We start from the raw sequence: 22,670 nt of genomic DNA, 5'->3' as shown, positions 1-22,670 counted from the left end.
AGCGATGAGCAATAACCCCCTCGTAGCTTTCCTGCGCACGTATGGCCCGTCCGCAAGTGCCGACACCATGTACGATGAGCACGTGCTGAGTGCCGGCGAGCGCTATGGGGTGACGCCCATTGAGGAGACGCCGCCAAGACTGGCCGACGTGGTTGAGAACTTTCGCCGTGCCGACCCGCTTTCGATCATCCTGACCGGTACCGCTGGGGACGGTAAGACCTTCCACTGCCGGCAGGCCTATCGCGAACTCGGCGGCAATGCCACCGACTACGCCACCTCGGGAAAAATGCTGGTCTTGCCGCTTCCCGTTAGCGGCAAACATTTGCACATCATCAAAGACCTCAGCGATATGTCAGATGCTGAAAAGGCATTTGAGCTAGACGGTATTGCTCAGGCATTCCTCGGCGGGGACCCAGGCCGGGTCTACCTCATCGCGGCCAACGATGGGCAGTTGCTCAAGTATTGGCGCAATTTCTCAGACAGGCACCCCGATTATCGGCGCGTGGGGCAAACGCTGCGCAGTATGCTGAAGGACGAGCAGGAGCTGGATACCGACGGGCGGTTGGCTCTGCGTTTGATCAATCTGAGCCGCCAGCCGAACCATGCATTATTCCGCAAGCTTCTCGACCGGGTTGTGAATCATCCGCAATGGGCCAATTGCACGAACTGCTCCGCGTTTGACGCCTGCCCTGTGCGCTTGAACCTTCGCCTGCTCCAAGCCGACGGGGACAACACGTTGCGCGGACGTCTCTCGGACTTGATTCGCCTCGCCGCCGCCAACGACGCCCATCTACCGGTCCGGCAGTTGCTAATTCTGATCACCAACATCCTGCTTGGTGATCGTGCACCGACCCAGGGCGACAATCTACTCACGTGCCAAAAAGCCCGTAACCGGGCCGCCGATGCGGAAAGGGGTTACCACGCCACCAATCCTTATCAGAACGTGTTCGGACTCAATCTGCGCGAGAAGATCCGCCAGCAGTACCATGTCTTCCGCACGCTGAACGCTTTCGGTATCGGGCGTGAGACGAGCAACGCGATCGATGATTTACTGATTTATGGCGCGCAGCCGGACAACCAAGGGTCTCTACCCGAAGCAGAGCCCTGTTACGGCTCGCGGCTGTTTGAGCCATTGCGCAAGGACTACCTCCGTGGGAGCTTGAAGAACTTCGATGACTTCCGCTACGCCATTGAAGGACAGCGCAGACGCCTGTTTTTCGACACGCCAGCCAACCGCACTGATGCTTGCGATCCTTGGCGATTGACGATCTTTCAACACGGTGGCGACTATCTGCGGTTTATGGAGAGGATGGCTCAGGCACCTCAATCCGAGAGCGAAATCAGGGCCAAAATCATTCTTGGTCTCAATCGAACATTCACCGGCACGCTCTGCGAAAATCTGGACGCGCTATGGGTTGCGAGCCCCGCAGCCAATGGCTACGACCGACTCGGGCGCGTCCTTGAATGCCCGCCGATCGCACTTGAGAGCGGGGGGTTTAATGTCCTTGCCGTGCTGTTCGATAGCGGGGGGCTGGCCGGGCGACCGCGGCTGAAGGTGGTGAGTCGAATGAAGCCCGATGAGCCGCTCGCCGCGCTTGAACTGCGGCCACTGCTCTTCGAATACCTGCTGCGCGTTGCTGATGGCAGTCTGCCGTCGAGTTTTTCTCGCCAATGCTACGAGGAAGTGAGGCAGTTTCGGTTGAAACTCGTCAGCCAATTGCGCGCGGAGCTTTCGCCTTCCATCCGCAACAAGCTCGACCTCGTCAAGCTCGACGAGTATTCGGGAAAATTGCAGCACGAACCGATGACCCTTTCCAGTCCGGCCGCCTGACGGCCTCAAGGAGCGAACGCGATGGTCAACGCCCTAAACCGGCCCGGCACTCTGAAGATCGTCAACATCAAGACATGGGTGGAAGAACAGATCTGGGGGCATCGATTCCACAACGATCAGACGCCTTGGATGTTGATGCTGGAGTTTCTCGGACTTTGCGCAAATCGCCTCCAGGTCTCTGAAGACGGCAGGGTCTTTACGGGTTTTTTCGGGACGGACCACGAGGAGATCAGCTATACGCTGCAGACGCGCGAAACGCTGCGATATCTGCTGTTTCAGGATCGTCATCTCGAAGACTGTCTGCGTGAACCGTTTACCTCCGACGCCAGTCGTTTCGACGTGTGGGTCGGGCGCGCCTCAGCCGATGCCGACACAGATTTCCACTACCTCAAGCGCGCGTTCGTCGATTTCGGTTCTTTGGCCAATGCGATCTCGTTGCTACGCAGCGCGGAGGTGGAACAGCAACACAACCGCCGCCCGTCGTCGCGCCATCTCGCGCCGCAAGGGGCGACGATGCTGATGGCCGACTACAATCCCAAGGGGGGCAGTGCCACGCAAGACAGGCGCTTCTTCTCCCGCGGTGGCGAGCTGCTGTATCTGATGCTCAACCGCTCGCAACAGCGTGAGCGCCTCGACGAACTCATTCGCACCCGCCTGCTGCGGGGCGACAACCCCTGGTGCAATCTCGTCGAGCGGCTGACACCGCCAATGGGTGGCTCTCGCAACGTGGCCGCGTCGGTCGGCTACCTGCCGCTGCCAAAGCATGCACGCTATGACCTGATCGCCGAAGATTGGACGGCACTGCTCTCCTTGCCGGGGTTGCCGAACGACTATCTGCTTGAGCCACTGGTGGGGCTCAGCGGGCTCGGAATCATGCTGTACATCATCGAACGTGCGGCGGAGACCCTGGGCAGGGCCGGCCCGCCCCCTGTGCCGGTCGACATGATCAGCGCAGGCAATACGGCCTTGCGCAAGCTGTCCATCGAACATTTTCACCAGCACCGCCAACTGACACGCGATGCTGTGAAGCACGCCGTCTGCGCAGTCGAGCAGACGGATGCGTGGAAGCAAGCGGTGGTGTCCGACAATCCGAATCCCGCCGCGACCGCGGTTCTAGCAGATCGCTTCTTATGCGAAAAGATGCTGAGACCCAAGCAGTCGCCCGCCCAACAGATCAATGCCGTGGTCGACCAGGCGCTCAAGAATCACAACACCCACCTCGGACTGGTTGGTGGTGCTTACGCCCAAGCGAGCGGCCTAGCGATCGCGCGCAAGGGGGCGGGACGGTGGTATGCGCTGAGCGATAGCCTGTTGGAGGCATTGGTACTCGCCAATGTGCGTGAGCCCTTGGAGTATTCGGAGTTCCTCGACCGGCTGCATAAGCGCTACCGCCTGGTGGTGGGGCCAGTCGCCGCGGAAAACGCTTTTGACGATTTTCCCGCTCCGCGCGAACAGTTTAAGACCAATCAGGAGCGCCTTGAGGAGCGGCTTCGCGTACTCGGCCTCCTGCGGCGTCTTTCCGACGACTGCGCTTTCGTCGAGAACCCCTTCGTTTAACTCCGGATTTAGAAAGAGGACAGCCACCGTGGATGTCGCCAGCCAAACGCCCCCAGCACCGGGAATTACGACCAGCGCTGCGCCATCGGATGACCTCAAGCTGGTCGCCGAAGTCGCCTACCGCAACGTTGCTGCGGCCATCCGGGCAGAGCCAAACGAAACCGTGCTGTATTCGATCGAAGGGCTTGGCCGCCCGGTCACCCGGGCAGTGGTTCGCGCCATCGCGAACGGCATCCCGAAGTCTCTGGTGCGGGTCCACCCTTTTTTCGATGCGCCCGATGACCCGCTACCCGCCGCACTACTGAGCGACGAACCACCGGCGCACTGGCGCAACCTCGCGCGCGACGCATCAACGATGCAAGCAATCGTGTTTGCGGCCGATGGGAGCAACATCGACACCGCCGGCGAAACCATTGCGGCGATCCGCAAACTCGACATGCAAGCGCTGCTCGATGATGTGACGCCTTGGCTTGAGGCATGCCCATTTGCTGCGCCACTGAACCAGGAGAGTGGTGACTGGAAGTATTTTCATGACGCGCTCGAAGGGTTGACGCGCACCGACCTGATTCTGAACCTACCCATGTTCGCGCAATTTCTGCTGCGGTTGGCAAGCGAGTACGACAACCACCCGGTCAACGGTGCGCTCGATGCCGCTTTGCCAGTCCTGCGGCTCCCCCGAGACGCCGGCAAATTACGTCCGTTGGCTGGCCCTGGCCGCCGCTTGTCCCCGTCAGGATGGCTAAAGACCTTCAGCAAGATTGAGAAAGATACCCGCGATAAGCTCTATCTGCGAAACGACCGCGGTGCTCCACTCGAGCGTAGCGGAATCGTCAAACGTGCCGATAGACTCGCCGAAGAAGGGGTGCTGTCCCCTGATGCCAGGGATGCCGTCGTCGCCATGACCAACGATCGCCAGATCGAAGCAGGCAGGTGGACAGCAACGCAGGAAGCCTTCGTTCAGCACACCTGGGCGCAGACGCATCGCGTGTTCACCCAAGGCCGCACCGAGTCCAAGAAGCTCGGGGATGAGACCATCAAATTTTTCGACGATGAGCATCCGGCGACGCTTACCGACGAGGACAAAACGATCCTCAAGTCGTTCACCGGAACGCCCGGCCAGGACGTCCAAGACGAGGAGCGCGAGTTCTTCCTAAACAACAGGGAGGTGTTGCGGACGCAGCGTGATCTCCACAAGCGATGGGAGCGTGCCATATTCCAGCAGGTTGGAACACACACCGATCTGCTGGCTGGTATTGTGCAGTCGCTCAGCCCTCTACTCAGCCGCGCTGAGGTACTGCCGGACGCGCCTCGTCTTCACATCAAGCTCGACGGCGCGGAGAAGAAGTCCTTCTGGCAGGACAAGAACACCGCGCTATGCCGATTGCTCAAGTACCGCTACCGCGGATTGCCAGAGGCGCTTGAGCCCTTCGCGCACTTGGATTTTGGGCTCTGTTGGTCGAAGGATTGGGAGTCAGACATCCATGACGACAATACCTCGCGCAGCACCGAAGCAACGGAGTTCCGGTTCTCGGCCAAGCTGCTTGCCGCCAGCGCCAGCGAGGACAGCCTCGGCGATGCCCCCCTGGCACAGTTTGTTTGGAAACTCCCTGGAAACGTCCTCGCCGGTGGATTTGCGGCGGATTTGCATGCCATCGCACCCAATGAAATGCGGAGCGTCGCTGCGCTGCTTGCCGGCGAGTTCTTACGCAACCCGAAGACGGACAGAGGTCAAGATCGGCGGATTCACCTCGCGGACAGCAACTCGCTCCTCGACGCTTACAAAGGCGGTACCGGCGAACTGTTCAACCCCAATAATCCGGCGCTCGATATGGGGACGGCGTTCCTCACGGGACTCGAGCGGATGCAGGCCGAGCATATGTTCGGCAACCCCGGCACGGCGGCTGTCGAAGTGCTCAGATCCGCATTCCTCGCGTTTCGCGATGCATACACCCGCGCGATCGAGGCACTGGTTCAGCCGGGTGGCGCTGGATTGACGCACCCGGCCCTGCTTGAGCAGGCGCAGTGCTACGGAGCGCTGCTCAAAGCACTGCGGCAGTGGGCCGCATTTCCTCGGGCTTATAACGACTTATGGCGAGCTATATTGCGCATTGGCGTGGCGACTAATCACGGTATACCGATTGCCATTGTTACACCACTTGCACCATTGCGCCTTGCTGAACTCAGCGCCAAAGCGTTGCAGCTTGGGGACTTGCTGCGGTCGGTTTTCGAGGAGAATCGGGAGGCACTCGAACAACTCGAGGTGCTTTTCGACGTGGAGGCTGTCCAGCTCGCGGCAACCTATTACGGCGATGTCGCGCTCTCCGCAGGGGCGTCCAAGATCCGGCTACTAGCGGAAACCGATCGGTTGGCGGATTACTCCTTGCTAGAGCCACCTGTGATCGATGACCCCGGCAATGGTGGTCTGTATGACATCCCGCCCAAGGAATCGGTGGACCAGTTCCTCTACGTCGCCGAGCACTATCTTGAGATCCAGCCGCACGAGCGAGCCAATTTCTCCTGCGTGCTCTACAACGCGGAGTCACGCGAACTGCCTGCCATGTTGACCGACAAGCTCGGTCGCAAGATCGAAACGGAAGACGATCTGCGTTGCGATTTGATTTTGACCCACGACGATCCGACCAAGCTGCGGCGTATTTACACGCAGCAAAACGCAGCCATTGGCGGAGAGCTGGATGCAGTGCTCGCGAGCGAGGCCACCCGCAGCTTTTTGTCGCGGCTTCGCGTCGGCTTTAACGACGTTAACGACGTCGGCGGGATGCACCACTCGCAGGCCGACCTCGTGCTGCTCCAAGAGGTCCTTTCCAGGCACGCCCTGCTGACTTGGCGCCGTTTTGAGGCGGCCGAGGTTCCCGACCTGCGCACGCACAAGCCGAGCGCTTGGAGCCGGCAATGTCCATTCAACCCACAGGATCAGACCTCCGCTGTCTATCTCACGGCGCCCGTGCAACCGGATGCCTGCCAGCGCTACGTCGATGGGCTGCATGCGGTCCTCTCCACGGATCAAAAGATCGACGGGAGCACGCATTACCTACCTGTGTGCCAAATCAACTACGGCGAAGACAGGGTTCGCTCGATCCTCGAGAAGGCGCACGCCATCGGCGATTGGGTCGTGACTCACGACAGCATCGCCGACCGGCGGCTGTTTGAGAATCACGGCATTCGCATCATTCGCTACCTCACGCGTCCGGGTACGGAACGCAAGCTGATCGTCTCTACCCGAAAACCGTCGGACGCGATCGGGACGACGTTGCGCGAGCGCATCGGCTACATCGATCCCGCTCTCGGCACAGAGGATCTTGCTGCGATTGTCGACACGAGCCTTGAATACGCGGCGAGACTTTCGGGGCAGGTGGTGTTGCGTGCCGCGCAGAACGAGCAGCGGGCACTGGAATTGCTTGGTCTCGCGCTGACGCGCAGATGCATCGCCAGGGCCTTCGACCGGGACGCCGATGAGATGGTCTGGTTCTTTCTCGATGACTACGCGAGCTGGCTCGGCCACCGCGAGGGGAAAGTCGCCGATATCCTGACGCTGGTCCCCAATCGGGACGGGGAGACGTTGTTCTTTGACCTCGTGGTCGCCGAAAGCAAGTTCGTTTCGAAGCAGGAATGGCGCGCGAGCCTCACCAAAGCCAAGAGACAGTTGCTCAATACCCTTGAGGGCCTCGACCGCCGGCTACTGCGGAAAACAGTCGATCCGGAGCAATCGATTTGGTGCCGCCGCCTGTCTGAATTGTTCTTCGAGCACACCAATCCGACGCAAATGTTCTTCGAGCATCCTGCGGAGCACTGGGCTAACGCGGTACGCGACGGCTCGATTCCGATGCGCCTGCGCGGGGGGATTTTCGAGTTTGTCTACGACAAGGATGAAGACTTCACGGATCTTGAAGATGAAACCGAACAGTTGCCGGATGGACAGGCGCTTTTTGCATTCAACCGGATTCAGACAGGACAGTTGCTGAAAGGGCTCGCGGGCCTATCGACAACGATGCCGAGGTGCCAGGGTCTTTGGGCCAGCGAAGCCGATGCCAAGTCTTCCGACCTGCCGGGTACCGCAGAGACGCAGACGCCAGCGTCGCAAACCGACAGCCACAGCAGCAAACCTCCTGGCACGACGCCCGATGACGGCGTCACCTCGTCCGACAACCAAGAAACGCACGGCGAAGCGGATGTCAACCAAGCGGGCGCGCAGTGGCCCAAAGACATCCAGGAGTTCCTCCGAGCACGCAGCTCGGAGACCGACGATCCTGCTGCACGTGAATGGTTGGAACGCACCGGGACAACGCTCCGACAGGCGCTGCTCAACTACGGCCTCAAACCCAAGATCGTTGAAACGCGGCTGACCCCCAATGCGGGCCTGATACGGTTTGCAGGTTCCGATAATCTCACCGTTGAGAAAATCAAGAGAAAGCAGCTCGAACTGAAGACTTCCCATGCCGTCGACGTTATTCGCGTCATCCCCGGCCTCGGCGAAGTCATCGTGCTCGTGCGCCGCCCCGACCGCGTGGTGCTGGCCTTGGAGCAACTATGGGCGCGGCGAGCACTGCCGGCGACCGCGCCGCAGGAGAATCTGAATCTCCTGCTCGGGGAGCGAGAAGACAACGGGCAGCTCTTGTTCCTCAACCTTCGCGGGCCGTTCGGTGGCCAGCCCGAGCATGCGCCGCATTGTCTGATCGCAGGTGAATCGGGCAGCGGCAAGGGGGTTCTCGTGCAGAACCTGCTGCTTGATCTGTGCGCGACCAATGCGCCGGAGAATCTCAACATCGTGATGATTGACCCCAAGGCAGGCGTCGATTACACGTGGCTTGAGGAGATGCCGCACGTACGCGACGGGCTGCTTACTGAGCAGGAGCAGGCTATCGAAGCGCTGGATGCGCTGGTGATAGAGATGAACCGTCGGTATGTCTTGTTCCGGGACGTGAAGGCGAAGAAGCTCTCCCATTACAACCAGAAGGTCGCTGCCGATGCTCGCCTACCCTTCATTTGCCTGTTCCACGACGAGATGACGGACTGGATGCTGATCCCAGAATATCGCGATGCGGTAACGAAGGCGGTCAGCCAACTAGCGACAAAGGCCCGTGCGGCGGGGATTCACCTGTTCTTCATCGCCCAGCGCCCCGACAAAGATGCATTGCCGATGCAGCTCCGGGCGAATCTCGGTAACCGGCTCGCGCTCAAAGTGGCCGACGAGAAGAACTCTCGCATCGTGCTGGATGACGCAGGCGCGGAGGATCTACTCGGACAAGGGCACCTGGCCGCAAAACTCTCGGGGGAGGGACAGCCCATACTCGCCCAAGTGCCTTTCCTCGGCGAGGAGGCATCAGAGGAGTTGGCCACGATGATTCGACGCTTCTGGCTGCCTCGCTAGGCGACCAGCGACCACTGAATTCTGGGGCAGGCTGACTGCTTCGTGAGGGGGGAACAAACGGTTGCTGGTTGATGACTAGCAAGCCGCTTCCTCCGAGCATGAAAACCGTGAGACTGTGAAGAGGTTGACAAGCACCAAAGAGCGTAATCCGTGTCAATTAACACTTTAGGAAAAAAAATTGGTGGGCAGACCTACCTGCACATTGATGCCTTGTCGGCCTTGGACGAGACGCGCAGGAATGACTGGGAGCAAGCCATTGCGCGGGCAATCGATGCGAGTCGTTGCTGCCAGTTCAACGTCGTGCGGCGCCAAGCGGACGGCCGTATCGCACTTCTTCACTATGCCGATTTCTTCGATATCCCATTTCCATCGCTTCACGAACTTTGGCGCTTCGATCCTGGCACTGGCGAGGTTGGCTATCGAACGTACGCTGGCTCGCTAAACCCGCCGATCCTGCATCGCAAGGAGCTGTTGCTGCCGCCCGAGCATCCGCGTCGGGAGGAATACGCCGCACTCACCGCTGCGGCTGAATCCATCGGGCTGTTCGACGACACCACCCGCATCGGCTATCAGCGCCAGTGGCTGGCCCTGGTGCGCGAGCGTGGCTATCGCATTGAGGGTCACCAGCTGGTGCCGCTCGGCAATGTCGAAGGCGAGGCCGATGCGCCCGATGAGGCGGGGCAGGGCGGCGATCAGATTCAGTTCGGCGGCCAGTTGCATGACCACTGGGCAGCCGCCCGCCAGCGCACTGCCATGGTCCGCTATGGCTTCTCGGCGCCGATTCAGAGCCTTGCCCGGCATGGCTTTCTCGACGGCAGCCAGCGGCTGTTCGATTATGGCTGCGGGCGTGGTGATGATCTGCGCGGCTTGCAGGAAAACGGCATTCCCGCGCAAGGCTGGGATCCCTATTACGCGCCCGATCAGCCCATTGAAGCGGCGGATATCGTCAATCTCGGCTTCGTCATCAATGTGATCGAAGACTTCGACGAGCGTATCGAAGCCTTGACCCGCGCCTGGTCCCTGGCCGAGCGGTTGCTGGTGGTGTCGGTGATGATTGGCGAACGCCAGCACGCCGGCGGCGGCGAGCGCTTTCGCGATGGCCTGCTGACCCAGCGCGGCACCTTTCAGAAATACTTCACCCCAGCCGAAATCCGCCAGTTCCTCACCAGTGCGCTGGATGAAGAGCCCATCACAGTCGCGCCCGGGGTGCTCTATGTCTTTCGCGACAAAGATGCCGAGCAGCGCTTTCTGCTTGAGCGCAGTCGTGGTCGGCGCAACCGGCTGCGTGCGCCTTCAGCACCGCGACCGCGCGAAGCCACCGCCACCCGCCGCGATCGGCGCGCCGAGCGCTATGCCGAGCACAGCGACGCGCTCGAGCGGCTGTGGGCGCAGTGGCTGACTCTCGGGCGCCAACCCCACAAGGAGGAGGTCGCAGAATTACTGCCGCTGACCGAAGCCTTCGGCACCCTCGGCAAGGCGCTGCGCTTTATCGAACAACATCAGCGCGACCTGTTGGGTGATCAGCAGGGTGATCAGCAGAGCGAGCAGTTAGGCGAATGGCAGGGCGACGACTACATCGATGCGCTGCTCGAACAGGCTGCCGAAGCGCGCCGGGCCGATCTCGAGGTCTACTTTGCCCTGCGCCAGTTCGAGCGGCGCCGGCCCTACAAGCATCTCGAATCCGGTCTGCAACGCGACATTAAAGCCTTTTTCGGCGACTACCCGAGCGCCCAGCAGGCCGGCCTGGAGCGCCTGCGCGCCATCGCCGACCCCGAGGCCATCGCCGCCGCCTGTCAGGAGGCCGCCGAGCATGGACTCGGCTGGCTGGAGCCCGCCCAGTCGCTGCAATTGCATGCCAGCCTGGTCGATCAACTCCCAGCATTGCTGCGGGTCTATGTCGGCGCCGGCGCCATGCTCTACGGCGAGGTGCAGCAGGCCGATCTGATCAAGATTCACATCGCTTCCGGCAAGCTGACCCTGCTGATCTTCGATGCCTTCGACGGCCAGGCCCTGCCACGCCTGCGCGAGCGGGTCAAGATCAAGCTGCGCGAGCAGGACATCGACACTTTCGACTACGTCGAGCCCTTCACGCCGCCGTATTTGTTCTGGAAGTCGCGCTATATCAACGAGGAACATCCGGACTATCCGCAACAGCTCGCTTTTGATGAACAACTAGCCGCGCTCGGGTTGTTCGATATCACTGGTTACGGCCCCGCGCCCGAGGTGGTCGACGAAACACTGGCCCGGCACCGCTGGGAGGTCCAGGGCCTGAGCCTGCGACGCAGTCAAAATCCGCCAGCACTGGATGATCCCTGCGGACGCTTCCTGCGATTTCGCGATCTGATCGAATGCGGCGAGACGCAAGCGGCCACCGGTCTTGCCAATCTGCCCAAAGAGCCGCAGAGCTGGAATGCCCTGCTGGAGCTGACCGAGCAAGTGCTTGATCCGGTCATCGACTGGTTCGGCATGATTCGCCTGACCTATGGCTTCTGTTCACCCGAGCTGGCGAAACAGATCCCCGGCCGCATTGACCCAAAACGCGACCAGCATGCCGCGCATGAACGCAACCGCATCGGCAACCTCATCTGCCCGCGCCTCGGCGCGGCGGTTGATTTCATCATCGAGGATGAAGACATGCGTGAGGTGGCGCAATGGATCGTGACCGAGACGCCCTTCGACCGGCTGTACTTCTTTGGCAAGGACAAACCGCTGCATGTCAGCCATGGCCCCGGGCACAGCCGTCAGATCGTATTGATGCAGCCTGGCCCAAGCGGGCGGCTGGTGCCGAAGGTCGTTAGTTCAGAAGCCTTTGTTCAGTCGACATAGTGCGAGCTGTGGCACGCATGGGCACTGTTTTCCTTCAAAATCGCGACTAAGGGATAGAATCAGGCGATGGCATGGGTCTATTTGATCATTGCGGGAGTCTTCGAATGGGGCTGGCCGGTCGGGCTTAAGCTCGGGCTCTCGGATGCTGGTCTGCGTTGGGGCTGGATCGCCTTCTCGATCCTCTGCATGACGGCGAGCGGCGCCTTGCTGTTGCTAGCGCAGAAGACAATCCCGATGGGCACCGCCTATGCCGTCTGGACCGGTATCGGCGCCGTTGGAACCTTCGCGCTGGGATTGATCCTATTTGGCGAGCCGGCCACTGTGGCGCGGTTCTTCTTTGTTGGGCTTATACTGGTCGGGATTCTTGGCCTGAAGTTGGCGTCGGTTTAGCGGTCATCAGCGAGTGATCGCGGTGGGCCGAAAAGGATATCTTGTCCATCACCGACATCAAGACCGCCGAGACAACGAAGGTGAGATGGATGATGACGTACCAGAGGAGTTTGTCGTTGGCGATCTGCTCGGTGTTCATGAACGCCTTGAGCAAATGGATGGACGAAATCGCAACGATGGATATCGCCACTTTCAACTTCAGGGTGCTGGGGTCGAGCTTGCCCAGCCAACCCAGTTTTTCGCTGTCCGCGTCGATGTCCATCTTGGAGACGAAATTCTCGTAGCCGGAGAACATCACCATCACCACCAGACTGGCGACCAGCACCAGATCAACGAGCGTGAGCACGGTGAGAATCAATTCCGTCTCCTTCATCGTCCAAAGATGGAGGAAAAGGTGGAAAATCTCCTGAAAAAACTTTAACCCCAGGGCAACAAGCACCAAGCTGAGTCCGAGATAAACCGGGGCCAAGATCCAGCGGGATGCGAACAGGGACTTCTCGATCATGCGCTCGATCATCTTTGGCCTCGCGTTGCTTGGCAGCGAGCTTGGTCGTGAGGGAGGGGCGTGGTTCAGTGCGGCATTCGCCGGTGTGTTGGATGGGCTATTAGGCTTCTCAGCGGGGAACCGATGCGGGCCTGAACGATCTGCCTGAGCGCTCTGATCGGTGCGCCGCGAGGCACTGGCAGCATCGTTTCGGGGCGTGACAGTTAATCCTTCACAACCATGTAGTCGCTCTTGAAGCGCTCGCGGTCTTCCTTGACACCAGGGTTGAGTCCAAGGGCTGACATTTTCTCTTTCATCCAGCCGGGCAGGGGACCGCGCACATAAACGCAATCGGCATCATCCTTGGCGACATAAACGGGGTAGTTGCGCGCGCCGGATTGCCGTGAGCGCCCCTTGCCGGGCGAACCGCAGACTTCATCGAAGTCAAAGCCTTCTTCTTTGATGCGCGCCTTGAATTCCGCGACCAGTTCCTTTTTCCTGTCGTTGCGTTTGGCTTGTAAGGCGCGGGAAATTTCCGCTTTTTGCTCTTCGAGCACCTTCAGTTGCTCATGCAATTCCTGATATTCCATCCGGATCTATCCTGTGTGGTAAAAGCCCGCCAGTATAAAACAAAGCATCCGATCAACGCACTTTCAACGCGCTAGAGGCAGCGGGCGCAAAGCTAGGATCGACCGCATTGCCGAGCCATTAGCGCGAACGCACGCAATAGTTTCCTCTGGTATACCAGCCCGCCGGGCAGCTGGAGCCAACCTTCTCAATCGCTGGTTTGGCGTTCTTGCCTGCCACGCAGTAACTGCCATTGGTGTAATACCCGGCCGGACAGCTGCTGGATTTCGGCAAGGCACCCCGCGCAGCGGAACCGGGCACACAATAGTCACCCTGGGTGCGGTAGCCGCTGGGACAGCTGCCTTGTTTGACCAGTGGCTCCAACGCAAGGCTGATGTTGCTGCTGGTCATCAGCAAGAGGTCGAGGGCGGTTGTGGACAAGATGGCAGGCAAGGACGTTGGTGACAATGGCATGGTCAACCCCTGAAGATGGTCGTGAGTGTGTGGTGGATGCGAGAATCCCGGCGCCGGGTCAGCTGTTGCGAGGTCAATGACCGGATTGAATTTGACCATGAGTATTGGCGATCTATCGATCCTCTTTGCCATCATGCTGGCATTGGCCGCGATGCCAAGCACCAGTGTCGCATTGGTCGTCACGCGCGCGGCCATGGGCGGTCTTTCCCAGGGTATCGCCGTCACATGCGGGATCGTCCTGGGCGACCTCCTCTTTGTCGCCACCGCGCTGTTTGGGTTGGCGGCCTTGGCCGAGCGCTTGGGCGGACTGTTCGTGCTGATCAAGGTGCTCGGCGGCCTGTACCTGCTATGGTTTGGCGGCACACTGCTGCGAGCACGCGCGAAACGCGACAGCGTCAACCCAAGCCTCGTCACGCAATCGGGACTGCTTGGGAGCCTTCTCGCTGGACTGGTGTTAACGCTCGGCGATGTCAAAGCGATTCTGTTCTATGCCAGCATTTTTCCCTTGGTGATGCAAAACGATCAGCTCACCGCGGTGGATGTGGTGGCTGTCATGGTCGTCACCATAACGAGCGTCGGTGGTGTGAAACTGCTCTATGCCATGAGCGCGCGCAAGCTGGCCACAATGGTTCAGGACAGGCGCATGCGACGGATCGTCCAACGCGGCGCTGGCGTGCTCCTGGTTGGCGCGGGTGGGTCGCTGATCGTCTCAACGGCGGGCTGAGGCGATCTGTCGGCTTGGTGCCTTGGCATCAGCGCCTCGTCGGGCACAGCTAACAGCGGTCCGCGGAGCGGCTTGCCAGCCGCGGCACCGGACTGGCAGGATGGCGTCATGACGTCGAATTGCACCTCCTCCGATCACCAAGACGCGAGAGCCACTGCCGACCATGAGGCGGTGGAGCGCTTCTGCACCGGTTGTAACTGCTCCCAGGCGGTGGTGTCGGTCTATGCCGAGCGCTATGGAATCGACCCGGCACTGGCGATGCGCCTGGCCACTGGACTCGGGGGTGGCATCGGGCGCATGGGCGGGACTTGCGGCACCCTGGCCGGAGCGGCGCTGGTGCTGGGGCTGGAATACGGCCCGAGCGCGCCTGATCCCGTCGCCAAGGATCGTGTCTATGCCAAAGCCCGCACACTGCAGCAGCGCTTCATCGATCGCCACGGCAGCAATCAATGCAGCGACTTGCTCGGTTTTGACCTGGCCGAGGATGCCGGTTATCAGGGCGCCCGTGACGCCGGGGTATTCAAAGAGCGCTGCCCCAGTTTCGTGGCGACAGCCGTGCGGTTGCTGGATGAACTCCTGCAGCCCGAGGCGACTCAGGATACCAGGTCATAAAAACGGGCTTTCGTGACCCGCTGCAGATCGGCCGGGCTTAGCTCGATCTCCAGACCGCGCCGACCAGCACTAACGAACAGGCGATCCAACGCCTCGGCACTGCGATCAACAAAGGTATCCAGGCGACGCTTTTGCCCAATCGGGCTGATCCCGCCGAGCAGATAACCGGTGCTGCGCTCAGCCTGTGCCTTCTCCGCCATGGCCGCCTTCTTGCCACCGGCGGCCTTGGCAAGCGCCTTCAAACTCAGTTGCCGACTGACCGGCACGATGGCCACCACCAGCGTCTTGGTATCGAGGCTGACGACCAAGGTCTTGAACACCAGCGCAGGGTCGAGCCCGAGTTGATCGGCGGCCTCTTGACCATAGGCGGTGGTGCCAGGGTCGTGGTGGTAGGCATGCACCCGGTGGGCGATGCCCAGGCGCTTGAGGGTATCGATGGCGGGTGTCATGAATCGATGCGCGATCGGAGGCAGGTCCAAACCGGGCTACTGGATGCACAGGGTCTTGGCATTGCAAAAGCCGCGGATCCCCAAGAGCCCCAGCTCGCGTCCGTAGCCTGAGTGCTTGATGCCGCCGAAGGGAAGGCGTGGGTCACTTTTGACCATGTCATTGACGAAAGCACAGCCGCACTGCATGCGCCGCGCGAGGGCCTCACCACGCGCGCGGTCTTGGCTCCAGACACTGCCGCCGAGGCCAAAGTCCGAGTCGTTGGCCAGGCGCAGGGCATCGGCTTCATCGCGCGCGCGGATGATGGCGGCCACCGGGCCAAAGAGCTCCTCGTGATACGCCGGCATCCCCGGCGCGCACTGATCCAGCACCGTTGCCGCATAGAACCAGCCAGGGCGCTCCAATGGCCCGCCACCGCTCACCAAACGCGCGCCCTTGGCAAGGCTCGCCAGAACCTGGGCATGCAGCTGATCGCGCAGATCAGAGCGAGCGAGGGGCGGGAGTGTGGTCTCGGGCTGCATCGGATCACCCGGTATCAGAGCCTCCGCCGCTGCCTTGAACGCCGCCAGGAAGGCATCGGCAATCTCTGGCACCAGGATGAAGCGCTTGGCGGCGATGCAGCTCTGTCCGCCGTTGAGAAACCGCGCCTTGGCCGCCACGGTCGCGGCCTGCTCGACATCGGCGTCCGCCAGCACCACAAAGGCATCCGACCCGCCAAGCTCCAGAATCGACGGCTTGATGCTGGCACCCGCGGCGGCTGCCACGCGCCGGCCGGCGGCCTCGCTGCCGGTGAGGCTGACGCCCCGGATGCGGGCATCGCCAACCAGCACCTCGGCCTGCTCTCCCGCGATGAGCAGGGTTTGAAACAGGCCCGCCGGTGCTCCGGCCTCGCGAAACAGCCGCTCGATCGCCAAGGCACAACCGGGTACATTGGAGGCATGCTTGAGCAGCACCGGATTGCCGGCGGCGAGCGCCGGCGCGGCACAGCGGAACACCTGCCAGAACGGAAAATTCCAGGGCATGATCGCCAACCAGACCCCGAGGGGCTGATAGGCCACTAGGCTGCGGGCTGCATCGGTGTCGATCAGTTCATCGGCCAGCATGCGCTCGGCGTGCTCGGCATAGTAGTCGCAAACCCAGGCGCATTTGTCGATCTCCGCTAATGCCTCGGCGCGCAGCTTGCCCATCTCGGCGGTGATCAGGGTCGCCAGGGTCTCTTTCTGAACCCGCAGCCGCTCACCCACTGAGACGAGCAGTCGGGTTCGCTCAGCGAGGGGTGTTTCGGCCCAAAGCACGCTGGCTCCCGGCGCGGCGGCCAGAGACTGCTCAATTCGCCGTGAATCGAAGGCGGCGACCTGCTCGATGCAAGCCTCGGTGGTGGGATTGATGGATGTGAACATCATTGATGGATCGGCTGAAAGATGTGACAGTGAGCCAAAGCCAAGCGCCAGCGAACGTTAAGCCTCAATGGATTATCCCGCATTTCTGAACAGCCTGAACGCGGCGACCTGTCCCATCACCGAGCATCCCTGCCTGGCCGCGCTCTGGTTTGATGCCAAGGGCGATTGGAACCGCGCCCACGAGATCATCCAATCCCTGCCGGACGGCCCGCCAGAAACTGGTGCTGCGCGGATTCACGCCTACCTGCACCGCAAGGAAGGGGATCTGTGGAATTCCCGTTACTGGCATCGGCGGGCCGGCAGTGACTTTCCCGATCACCTCAGCGTGCAAGAGGAATGGGAGCAGCTGGTCAGGGATACTCTAGACCAGTTGACTGATCGAGGCGACGGATGCTGACGGCTCCAAGCGACTGATCCCAGGAGATGCTCCGACATGAAGCTGCACTATCTACCCTGCTTGGATTCACCCGACCACGCCGAGGCGCGCCGACGCGAGCTGCAAATCCCCCGCGAGCGGGCCGCCGCGCTTGGTCAGTCGGCGGTCGATGCCACTTTGCGCGGAGATGACACAAGGCCCGGGGACAGCGCGTCGCCTGGCAGCAAGCCATCCGGCGCAATGATCCTCGCCGCACCACTGAGTCCTTCCGCTCCCATCTGGAGTAGAGCTTTCCGCGCACGTTCGATGACATTGTCTTCGCCATCACCGACTGGTCTCCCTAACGCGCCACCCTGGGGCCCTTTCGCGAGGTCTTCGGCCAGCCGGCCAGAGGCACCCTCGCGGCCCGGCTCATAGTGGGTGCACCAAGATGGCTCGCCTCACTTCGACGCGGAAACTCAGGTTTTCCCCAGCAACAGTCGGCAAGTACCCAAGAGCCTTTTGAAAATTCTCCTTATCCACCATGCCTGTGGATAACCCTGTGGGTAAGGCTGTGAGATGGCTTCTAAACCCTTGTCCCGGCGCGCGTCGTTTCCGATTGGTCAGAATTGTTTCAGTCTGTAAGTCACTGTTTTTATTTTTTCTTGCTGCCCATTCCAACAAGGTGCAAGGGGTTGAAGCCCGAAATGGGGCGCAGAGCGTGTGTCATTCTGGCCTGTTCATAAACTCCGGCTAGTTTGTCAAGTCCTCATGTGCGATCCGGTGCGATCGGTTTGCAAAGCTGTGATCTGAGGCCGGGAATATCGGCGCGGGCGGCATGGCGCGAAACGAACCGAATCCCTGGCATCAGCGGATGGAATCGGTCTGTCCAATCGTCGTGGAGATCAGCGGACCTGTCGGCGCCAAACATTCCGGTGCATCGAAGCGCGGCTGGCCAACCTGCCGGGTGACGGGATAGCCGATCATCTCCTCCCCTGGACAGGGTTGCAGCAACCCCGTCAGTTGCGTCTTGCTCTGATTGTCAGGGTTTAACCATTCAGCCCAGTGCGCGCGATCAAGGATGACCGGCATGCGGTCATGGACGGCGGCGATGGTGGTATTGGCCTGGGTCACAATGATGGTCGCGCTCTCAACGCACTCGCCTGAGCCTGGATCAGTCCACTGCTCCCACAGCCCGGCAAAGGTCATCGGCTGCTCATCCCGGCGCCGAAAGGCAACGGGCTGCTTGCCACCAGGTACTGTCTTCCATTCGTAGAAAGCATCGGCCGGAATCAAACAGCGCCGATGTTTGAATGCCGCACGAAAGGACGGCTTCTCCGCCACCGTCTCCGCACGAGCGTTGAAGGTCTTGACGCCGAGTTTGCGATCTTTGGCCCAGCTCGGCAGCAGACCCCAATGCAAGGAGGCAAGTTCGCGCTGACCGTCCGCTTGGACGCGACAGGCGAGAATCCGGCTGCCGGGCGCGATGTTGTAACGCGCCGGCGGAGTTTCAGCCGGCGGTTGCGCCTCCAGCCAGTCCGCCGTGGCCTGCACATCGAAACATTGCGCAAAACGTCCGCACATCGGCCAGTCCTCAACGCGCCTCGCTTGCTTCAACCAACCGCTGCCGCAGCCGCGTCAGCCGCTGCCCGCCGGTCTGTCTGACCGCCATGCCCAGCGCCTTCGGCTGGGCGATCAGCACCACCAACTGCTTGCCGCGGGTCACCCCGGTATAGAGCAGGTTGCGCTGCAACAGCATGTAATGCTGAGTCGCCAGCGGAATCACCACCGCCGGGTACTCCGAACCCTGCGCCTTATGCACACTGGTGGCATAGGCTAACGCCAGCTCATCAAGTTCCCCGAACTCATAGACCACCTGGCGCTCATCGAAGCCGATGCGCACCTCGCTTTCCTCGGTGTCGATGGTTAGTATCCGACCTATGTCGCCGTTGAAAACCTCCTTGTCATAATTATTGACGTTTTGGATCACCTTATCGCCCGGGGCGAAGGTCCAGCCGAAGCGCTCAATGCGCGGCTGGGCATGGGGATTGAGCTGTTGTTGCAGCAACACATTCAACGCCCGCGCGCCCAGTCCGCCACGGTTCATGGGGGTGAGCACCTGGACATCGCGAATCGGGTCCAGTCCAAAGCGCGCGGGAATGCGCTCGCAGAGGGTTTTCACCAGCCGCTCCTGGATCTGCTCCGGTGTTTCGCTGCGGATCACATACCAGTCGCTGTCACTCGGCGGTGGGTTGGGAACCTGGGGGAGCAGCCCCGCATTGATGCGGTGGGCATTGACGATAATCCGCGAGGTCTGTGCCTGGCGGAAAATCTCCGTCAAGCGCACCGTCGGCACCACCTCTGAGCCAATGGCATCAGCCAGCACCGCCCCCGGGCCGACCGAGGGCAACTGGTCAACATCTCCGACCAAGAGCACCGCGGCCGAGGAGGGCAGGGCACTGAGCAACTTGTGCATCAGACTGATATCGACCATGGAGGTCTCATCGCAGACCAGCAGATCGGTGCCCAGGGGATTGTCGGCGTTGTGCTTGAAGTCCAGCGTCTTGGGATCGAACTCCAGCACGCGGTGAATCGTTTTGGCCACCTGCCCGGTGGATTCCGACAACCGCTTGGCCGCGCGTCCGGTCGGCGCGCACAGGGTGGCCTTGACACCCTTGGCGCGCAGAATGCGCAGTATGGAGTTGACCACCGTGGTCTTGCCCACCCCGGGGCCACCGGTCAGCAGGGTGCATTTGCCGGTGACCGCCTGGATCACCGCCTGGCGCTGGGACGCGGCCAGACTGAGTCCGGTCTGACTTTCCACCCAGGGCAGGGCGCGTTCGGTGTCGATCAGACCCCAGGGCGGCATCCCATCGCGTAGGCGCCATAGGGACTCCGCCACCCCGCATTCGCTGCGGTGCAATGCGGGGAGAAAGACCAGGGTGCGGTCCTCGAGTGTTTCAGCGACCAAATGCTCGGCGGCCAGTTCCAGATCGATGGCCGCGTCGATGCCCTCGGGGGCGATCTCCAACAGTTTGGCGGACTGTGCGGACAGGACCTCGCGCCAAGCGGCGCAATGGCCATCGCTGGCGATTTCCTGCAAGACATGGCGGACCCCGGCGCGGGCGCGCAGCGGCGAGTCGCGCGGGATGCCTAAGCGTTCTGCCAACTGATCGGCGGTCTTAAAGCCAATGCCGCGGATATCCAGTGCCAGGCGATAGGGATTGTTGCGCACGCGCTCGATGGCCGCTTCACCATAGGTCTTGAAGATGCGCACCGCGCGCGCGGTGCCGACGCCATGGGACTGGAGGAAGACCATAATCTCGCGGATGACCTTCTGCTCACTCCATGCGCGGATGACCCGCTCCTGACGCGTCTTGCCAATGCCGGGCAGTTCGCGCAGGCGCTCAGGGGATTGTTCGATGATGTCGAAGACACTTTCGCCAAAGGCATCGACCAGGCGCTTGGCGAAATGCGGGCCGATGCCCTTGACCAGCCCGGAACCAAGATAGCGCTCGATGCCTTCACGGGTGCCGGGGGGGACCACGCGCAACGCACTGGCCTTGAACTGCCGCCCATGGCGGGCATCGATGGTCCATTGCCCGCGCGCGTCGATGTGCTCACCCGGCGCGACCTGGGCGGCGGTGCCGACGACGGTGATCAGCTCGCGCTCGCCGCGGACCTTGACCCGCAGGACGCAAAAGCCGCTCTCGGGACTATGGAAGGTGACGCGCTCGACCGGACCGGCGAGGGTGTCGAGCGGGGAATCCGTGTGATAGGTCGGGGCGGCCGAGTCGGACATGGGGGGATTGTCTCAGAAGCCGCACATCGGCTGTGCGCCAAAAGTGCTGGCGCTCGGCGAGGCTTCACCAGGCCTTCGTACCGCTTGTCAGAGTGGGAAGCCCTGGCGCACGTCCATCAAGCCGCCAGCCGCATCACCCCCGTCACAATGCCAAGAATCTCGAGCTCTTCATGGCGCAAGATGATCGGCGCCATGTCGGGATGGGCCGGCTGCAGCCGAATGCCATCGGCCTCGATGTAGAAGCGTTTCAAGGTGACCTGGTCGCCGTTGATCTTGGCGACCACGGTTTCCCCGTTTTCCGCGCTCTGGCGCTGCTCGACGATGATGATATCGCCGTCTTGGATGTGATCGTCGGTCATCGAATGCCCGCGCACCCGCAAGGCATAGCTGGCCTTGCGTGCCATCTGTGAGGGAACCTTGACGGTCTCGTGATCCTCAATAGCTTCAATCGGCAGACCGGCGGCGATGGTGCCGAGTAGAGGGAGGGTGACGCCGGCCTCGAGTTCGAGATCGATGGGTTCGAGCTCCGCGCTCCAAGGTGGCGCGGTGCGGCGATGGGGGATCAAGTAGGCGAGTTGGGACATGCGCTTCAGTGTCTCTCAATGAGTTGCAGAGATGCCTGATTGCAGCTTAGCCGAGAAAACATGGCTTGGCTGAAAAGATTTCTGCTCCGAGACGTTCTTATGGCCGCAGGTGAATGGTCTCTGTCAGACAGAAAGGTGCCCGATTTTCGGTCGCTTTCGGTGTCGCGTTCAATCGCGATTTCTCCAACACTGTCTCCATGGTTCCCGTGGGACGCTGTGATCTTTTTCATCAGGGTCACTCGGCCAACTTGGTCGGTTCTCGCGGGTGCGATGTCACAACAACCGATGGAGATGTCTCATGTCAACGCGCGTCCTTCGTCTTCCTGTCGTTCTCGAGCGAACAGGATATAGCCGTTCCCGACTTTATGCCCGTATCAGCGAGGGGCTCTTTCCGCGCCCAATCGCACTGGGCCGCCGAATTGCGGCCTGGCCCGAGCACGAGGTTGAAGCCGTGATTGCGGCGCATATTCGTGAAACCTCGGAATCCGACATGGCGCAGTTGATTGAGCGCTTGCATTCGATGCGAGCAACCTTCGGCTTGGAGCGTCAGGATGAGGTCATGATCGGATTGAGTGAAGCCCCGCGACCAGAGCAGGTATTGTCCGAGTCACATGGGTTGGCAAAGCTGACAGCTTAGCGAATTGGGCAGATGCTGGTTTTGATCGTCAGCGGCAGCCGAATCCGCTTTGCAAGGTATGCGAGGAGATGACGCCAGGGAGGGTGTGGATTCAGTCAGGTTCCCAATGCACCTACCGATGGTGTGGTGATCAGGGAACATTGCTGGCGCGGATTAAAAGCCCGGCATTTGATCGGAAGCGAAAATTTCGCGACGACAAAAAATGCACGATCCTCGCGGCTGACCAGCCGCTGAGGCTGAGGATCGCTGGCGAGATCTCGCTGGGGGCGGTCCGTCCAACCGGGATGACCAACGCTCGGCAGCGTCCGGGGGCGGGTTCGAGTCCCTGGTCGTCCAAAGGCTACCGAGGAAATTCGCTACTCCTAGCCAACGACGAACGGCTACCAAACGGCTACCGGGACGAGGTATAGCAACAAGCAATCGCTAGCCTCTTTACTTAAGCTTATGTTTTTATTGGAGCTGGCGGACGGATTCGAACCGACGACCTGCTGATTACAAATCAGCTGCTCTACCAACTGAGCTACGCCAGCGTTGTGGGTGCTTGGGTGCCGGGTTTGGGGTGCCGGCTGGGTGGTGACTTGGAATTTTTGGATT

General features: G+C 61.0%; 17 protein-coding genes and 1 tRNA gene. 9 read left to right on the top strand and 9 right to left on the bottom strand.

The window, feature by feature from the left end:
- Positions 1–4 precede the first annotated feature (4 nt).
- The 5 genes from Thiofri_RS15845 to Thiofri_RS15825 all read left to right on the top strand — a co-directional run bounded on the left by Thiofri_RS15845 (position 5) and on the right by Thiofri_RS15825 (position 11,990).
- Positions 5–1,831 (top strand): hypothetical protein, encoded by a 1,827-nt coding sequence (locus Thiofri_RS15845; RefSeq protein ID WP_009146617.1) that lies wholly within the window; start codon positions 5–7, stop codon positions 1,829–1,831.
- Between the two features lie 21 nt (positions 1,832–1,852).
- On the top strand, positions 1,853–3,388 hold the full coding sequence (locus Thiofri_RS15840) for a hypothetical protein (RefSeq protein ID WP_009146616.1): 1,536 nt from the start codon (positions 1,853–1,855) through the stop codon (positions 3,386–3,388).
- A gap of 28 nt (positions 3,389–3,416) precedes the next feature.
- Positions 3,417–8,774 (top strand): FtsK/SpoIIIE domain-containing protein, encoded by a 5,358-nt coding sequence (locus Thiofri_RS15835; RefSeq protein WP_009146615.1) that lies wholly within the window; start codon positions 3,417–3,419, stop codon positions 8,772–8,774.
- 150 nt (positions 8,775–8,924) lie between these two features.
- Complete coding sequence (locus tag Thiofri_RS15830; protein ID WP_009146614.1) at positions 8,925–11,600, top strand: DNA phosphorothioation-associated putative methyltransferase; 2,676 nt, start codon at positions 8,925–8,927, stop codon at positions 11,598–11,600.
- Between the two features lie 66 nt (positions 11,601–11,666).
- On the top strand, positions 11,667–11,990 hold the full coding sequence (locus tag Thiofri_RS15825) for a DMT family transporter (RefSeq protein WP_323705424.1): 324 nt from the start codon (positions 11,667–11,669) through the stop codon (positions 11,988–11,990).
- On the opposite strand, the gene Thiofri_RS15820 is transcribed toward Thiofri_RS15825, so the two are convergent.
- The 3 genes from Thiofri_RS15820 to Thiofri_RS15810 all read right to left on the bottom strand — a co-directional run bounded on the left by Thiofri_RS15820 (position 11,947) and on the right by Thiofri_RS15810 (position 13,482).
- Positions 11,947–12,507 (bottom strand): TIGR00645 family protein, encoded by a 561-nt coding sequence (locus Thiofri_RS15820; protein WP_323705422.1) that lies wholly within the window; start codon positions 12,505–12,507, stop codon positions 11,947–11,949. The genes Thiofri_RS15825 and Thiofri_RS15820 overlap by 44 nt on opposite strands.
- 191 nt (positions 12,508–12,698) lie before the next feature.
- The gene (locus tag Thiofri_RS15815; protein WP_009146611.1) at positions 12,699–13,064 is read right to left on the bottom strand and encodes an H-NS histone family protein; all 366 of its coding nucleotides are present in this window, start codon (positions 13,062–13,064) and stop codon (positions 12,699–12,701) included.
- A 118-nt stretch (positions 13,065–13,182) separates the two neighbouring features.
- Complete coding sequence (locus tag Thiofri_RS15810) at positions 13,183–13,482, bottom strand: hypothetical protein (protein WP_223296630.1); 300 nt, start codon at positions 13,480–13,482, stop codon at positions 13,183–13,185.
- Between the two features lie 130 nt (positions 13,483–13,612).
- On the opposite strand from Thiofri_RS15810, the gene Thiofri_RS15805 reads away from it, so the two are divergent.
- Positions 13,613–14,239, top strand: coding sequence for a LysE family translocator (locus tag Thiofri_RS15805; RefSeq protein ID WP_009146609.1), 627 nt, complete (start codon positions 13,613–13,615; stop codon positions 14,237–14,239).
- Between the two features lie 108 nt (positions 14,240–14,347).
- Entirely contained in the window at positions 14,348–14,851 is a 504-nt protein-coding gene (locus Thiofri_RS15800; RefSeq protein WP_009146608.1) for a C-GCAxxG-C-C family protein, read from the top strand.
- On the opposite strand, the gene ybaK is transcribed toward Thiofri_RS15800, so the two are convergent.
- Together ybaK and Thiofri_RS15790 are read right to left on the bottom strand one after the other, a co-directional pair.
- Complete coding sequence (gene ybaK / locus Thiofri_RS15795) at positions 14,833–15,300, bottom strand: Cys-tRNA(Pro) deacylase (protein WP_009146607.1); 468 nt, start codon at positions 15,298–15,300, stop codon at positions 14,833–14,835. The two genes, Thiofri_RS15800 and ybaK, sit on opposite strands and share 19 nt — an antisense overlap.
- Positions 15,301–15,336: 36 nt before the next feature.
- Positions 15,337–16,701 (bottom strand): NAD-dependent succinate-semialdehyde dehydrogenase, encoded by a 1,365-nt coding sequence (locus Thiofri_RS15790; protein ID WP_009146606.1) that lies wholly within the window; start codon positions 16,699–16,701, stop codon positions 15,337–15,339.
- Between the two features lie 64 nt (positions 16,702–16,765).
- Between Thiofri_RS15790 and Thiofri_RS15785 the strand changes: the two genes are divergently transcribed.
- On the top strand, positions 16,766–17,095 hold the full coding sequence (locus Thiofri_RS15785) for a hypothetical protein (RefSeq protein ID WP_009146605.1): 330 nt from the start codon (positions 16,766–16,768) through the stop codon (positions 17,093–17,095).
- A gap of 825 nt (positions 17,096–17,920) precedes the next feature.
- Here the strand turns inward: Thiofri_RS15785 and Thiofri_RS15780 are convergent.
- From Thiofri_RS15780 to lexA, 3 genes are all read right to left on the bottom strand, one after another.
- The gene (locus Thiofri_RS15780; protein WP_009146603.1) at positions 17,921–18,637 is read right to left on the bottom strand and encodes an SOS response-associated peptidase; all 717 of its coding nucleotides are present in this window, start codon (positions 18,635–18,637) and stop codon (positions 17,921–17,923) included.
- A gap of 10 nt (positions 18,638–18,647) precedes the next feature.
- The gene (gene recD2 / locus Thiofri_RS15775; protein WP_009146602.1) at positions 18,648–20,855 is read right to left on the bottom strand and encodes an SF1B family DNA helicase RecD2; all 2,208 of its coding nucleotides are present in this window, start codon (positions 20,853–20,855) and stop codon (positions 18,648–18,650) included.
- Between the two features lie 116 nt (positions 20,856–20,971).
- The gene (lexA, locus tag Thiofri_RS15770) at positions 20,972–21,439 is read right to left on the bottom strand and encodes a transcriptional repressor LexA (RefSeq protein ID WP_009146601.1); all 468 of its coding nucleotides are present in this window, start codon (positions 21,437–21,439) and stop codon (positions 20,972–20,974) included.
- Positions 21,440–21,737: 298 nt separating this feature from the next.
- Between lexA and Thiofri_RS15765 the strand changes: the two genes are divergently transcribed.
- Positions 21,738–22,076 carry a helix-turn-helix transcriptional regulator gene (locus Thiofri_RS15765; protein WP_009146600.1) on the top strand — a complete coding sequence of 113 codons (339 nt, stop codon included), beginning with the start codon at positions 21,738–21,740 and terminating at the stop codon, positions 22,074–22,076.
- A 454-nt stretch (positions 22,077–22,530) separates the two neighbouring features.
- On the opposite strand, the gene Thiofri_RS15760 is transcribed toward Thiofri_RS15765, so the two are convergent.
- Positions 22,531–22,606: transfer RNA gene (locus Thiofri_RS15760), tRNA-Thr, on the bottom strand.
- Between the last annotated feature and the right edge of the window lie 64 nt (positions 22,607–22,670).

It is taken from the genome of Thiorhodovibrio frisius (assembly GCF_033954835.1).
Classification (GTDB): Bacteria; Pseudomonadota; Gammaproteobacteria; order Chromatiales; family Chromatiaceae; genus Thiorhodovibrio; species Thiorhodovibrio frisius.
Note: the sequence above shows the minus strand (reverse complement) of the source record. Positions and strands in the feature narration are given on the sequence as shown.

Excerpts from the sequence above, each read along its gene's own strand:
- Thiofri_RS15790 (WP_009146606.1), bottom strand. The coding sequence starts at position 16,701 with ATGATGTTCACATCCATCAATCCCACCACCGAGGCTTGCATCGAGCAG.
- Thiofri_RS15815 (WP_009146611.1), bottom strand. The coding sequence starts at position 13,064 with ATGGAATATCAGGAATTGCATGAGCAACTGAAGGTGCTCGAAGAGCAA.
- Thiofri_RS15825 (WP_323705424.1), top strand. The coding sequence starts at position 11,667 with ATGGCATGGGTCTATTTGATCATTGCGGGAGTCTTCGAATGGGGCTGG.
- Thiofri_RS15780 (WP_009146603.1), bottom strand. The coding sequence starts at position 18,637 with ATGTGCGGACGTTTTGCGCAATGTTTCGATGTGCAGGCCACGGCGGAC.
- Thiofri_RS15840 (WP_009146616.1), top strand. The coding sequence starts at position 1,853 with ATGGTCAACGCCCTAAACCGGCCCGGCACTCTGAAGATCGTCAACATC.
- ybaK (WP_009146607.1), bottom strand. The coding sequence starts at position 15,300 with ATGACACCCGCCATCGATACCCTCAAGCGCCTGGGCATCGCCCACCGG.
- Thiofri_RS15820 (WP_323705422.1), bottom strand. The coding sequence starts at position 12,507 with ATGATCGAGCGCATGATCGAGAAGTCCCTGTTCGCATCCCGCTGGATC.
- Thiofri_RS15800 (WP_009146608.1), top strand. The coding sequence starts at position 14,348 with ATGACGTCGAATTGCACCTCCTCCGATCACCAAGACGCGAGAGCCACT.
- Thiofri_RS15805 (WP_009146609.1), top strand. The coding sequence starts at position 13,613 with ATGAGTATTGGCGATCTATCGATCCTCTTTGCCATCATGCTGGCATTG.
- Thiofri_RS15785 (WP_009146605.1), top strand. The coding sequence starts at position 16,766 with ATGGATTATCCCGCATTTCTGAACAGCCTGAACGCGGCGACCTGTCCC.
- Thiofri_RS15765 (WP_009146600.1), top strand. The coding sequence starts at position 21,738 with ATGTCAACGCGCGTCCTTCGTCTTCCTGTCGTTCTCGAGCGAACAGGA.
- Thiofri_RS15845 (WP_009146617.1), top strand. The coding sequence starts at position 5 with ATGAGCAATAACCCCCTCGTAGCTTTCCTGCGCACGTATGGCCCGTCC.
- lexA (WP_009146601.1), bottom strand. The coding sequence starts at position 21,439 with ATGTCCCAACTCGCCTACTTGATCCCCCATCGCCGCACCGCGCCACCT.
- recD2 (WP_009146602.1), bottom strand. The coding sequence starts at position 20,855 with ATGTCCGACTCGGCCGCCCCGACCTATCACACGGATTCCCCGCTCGAC.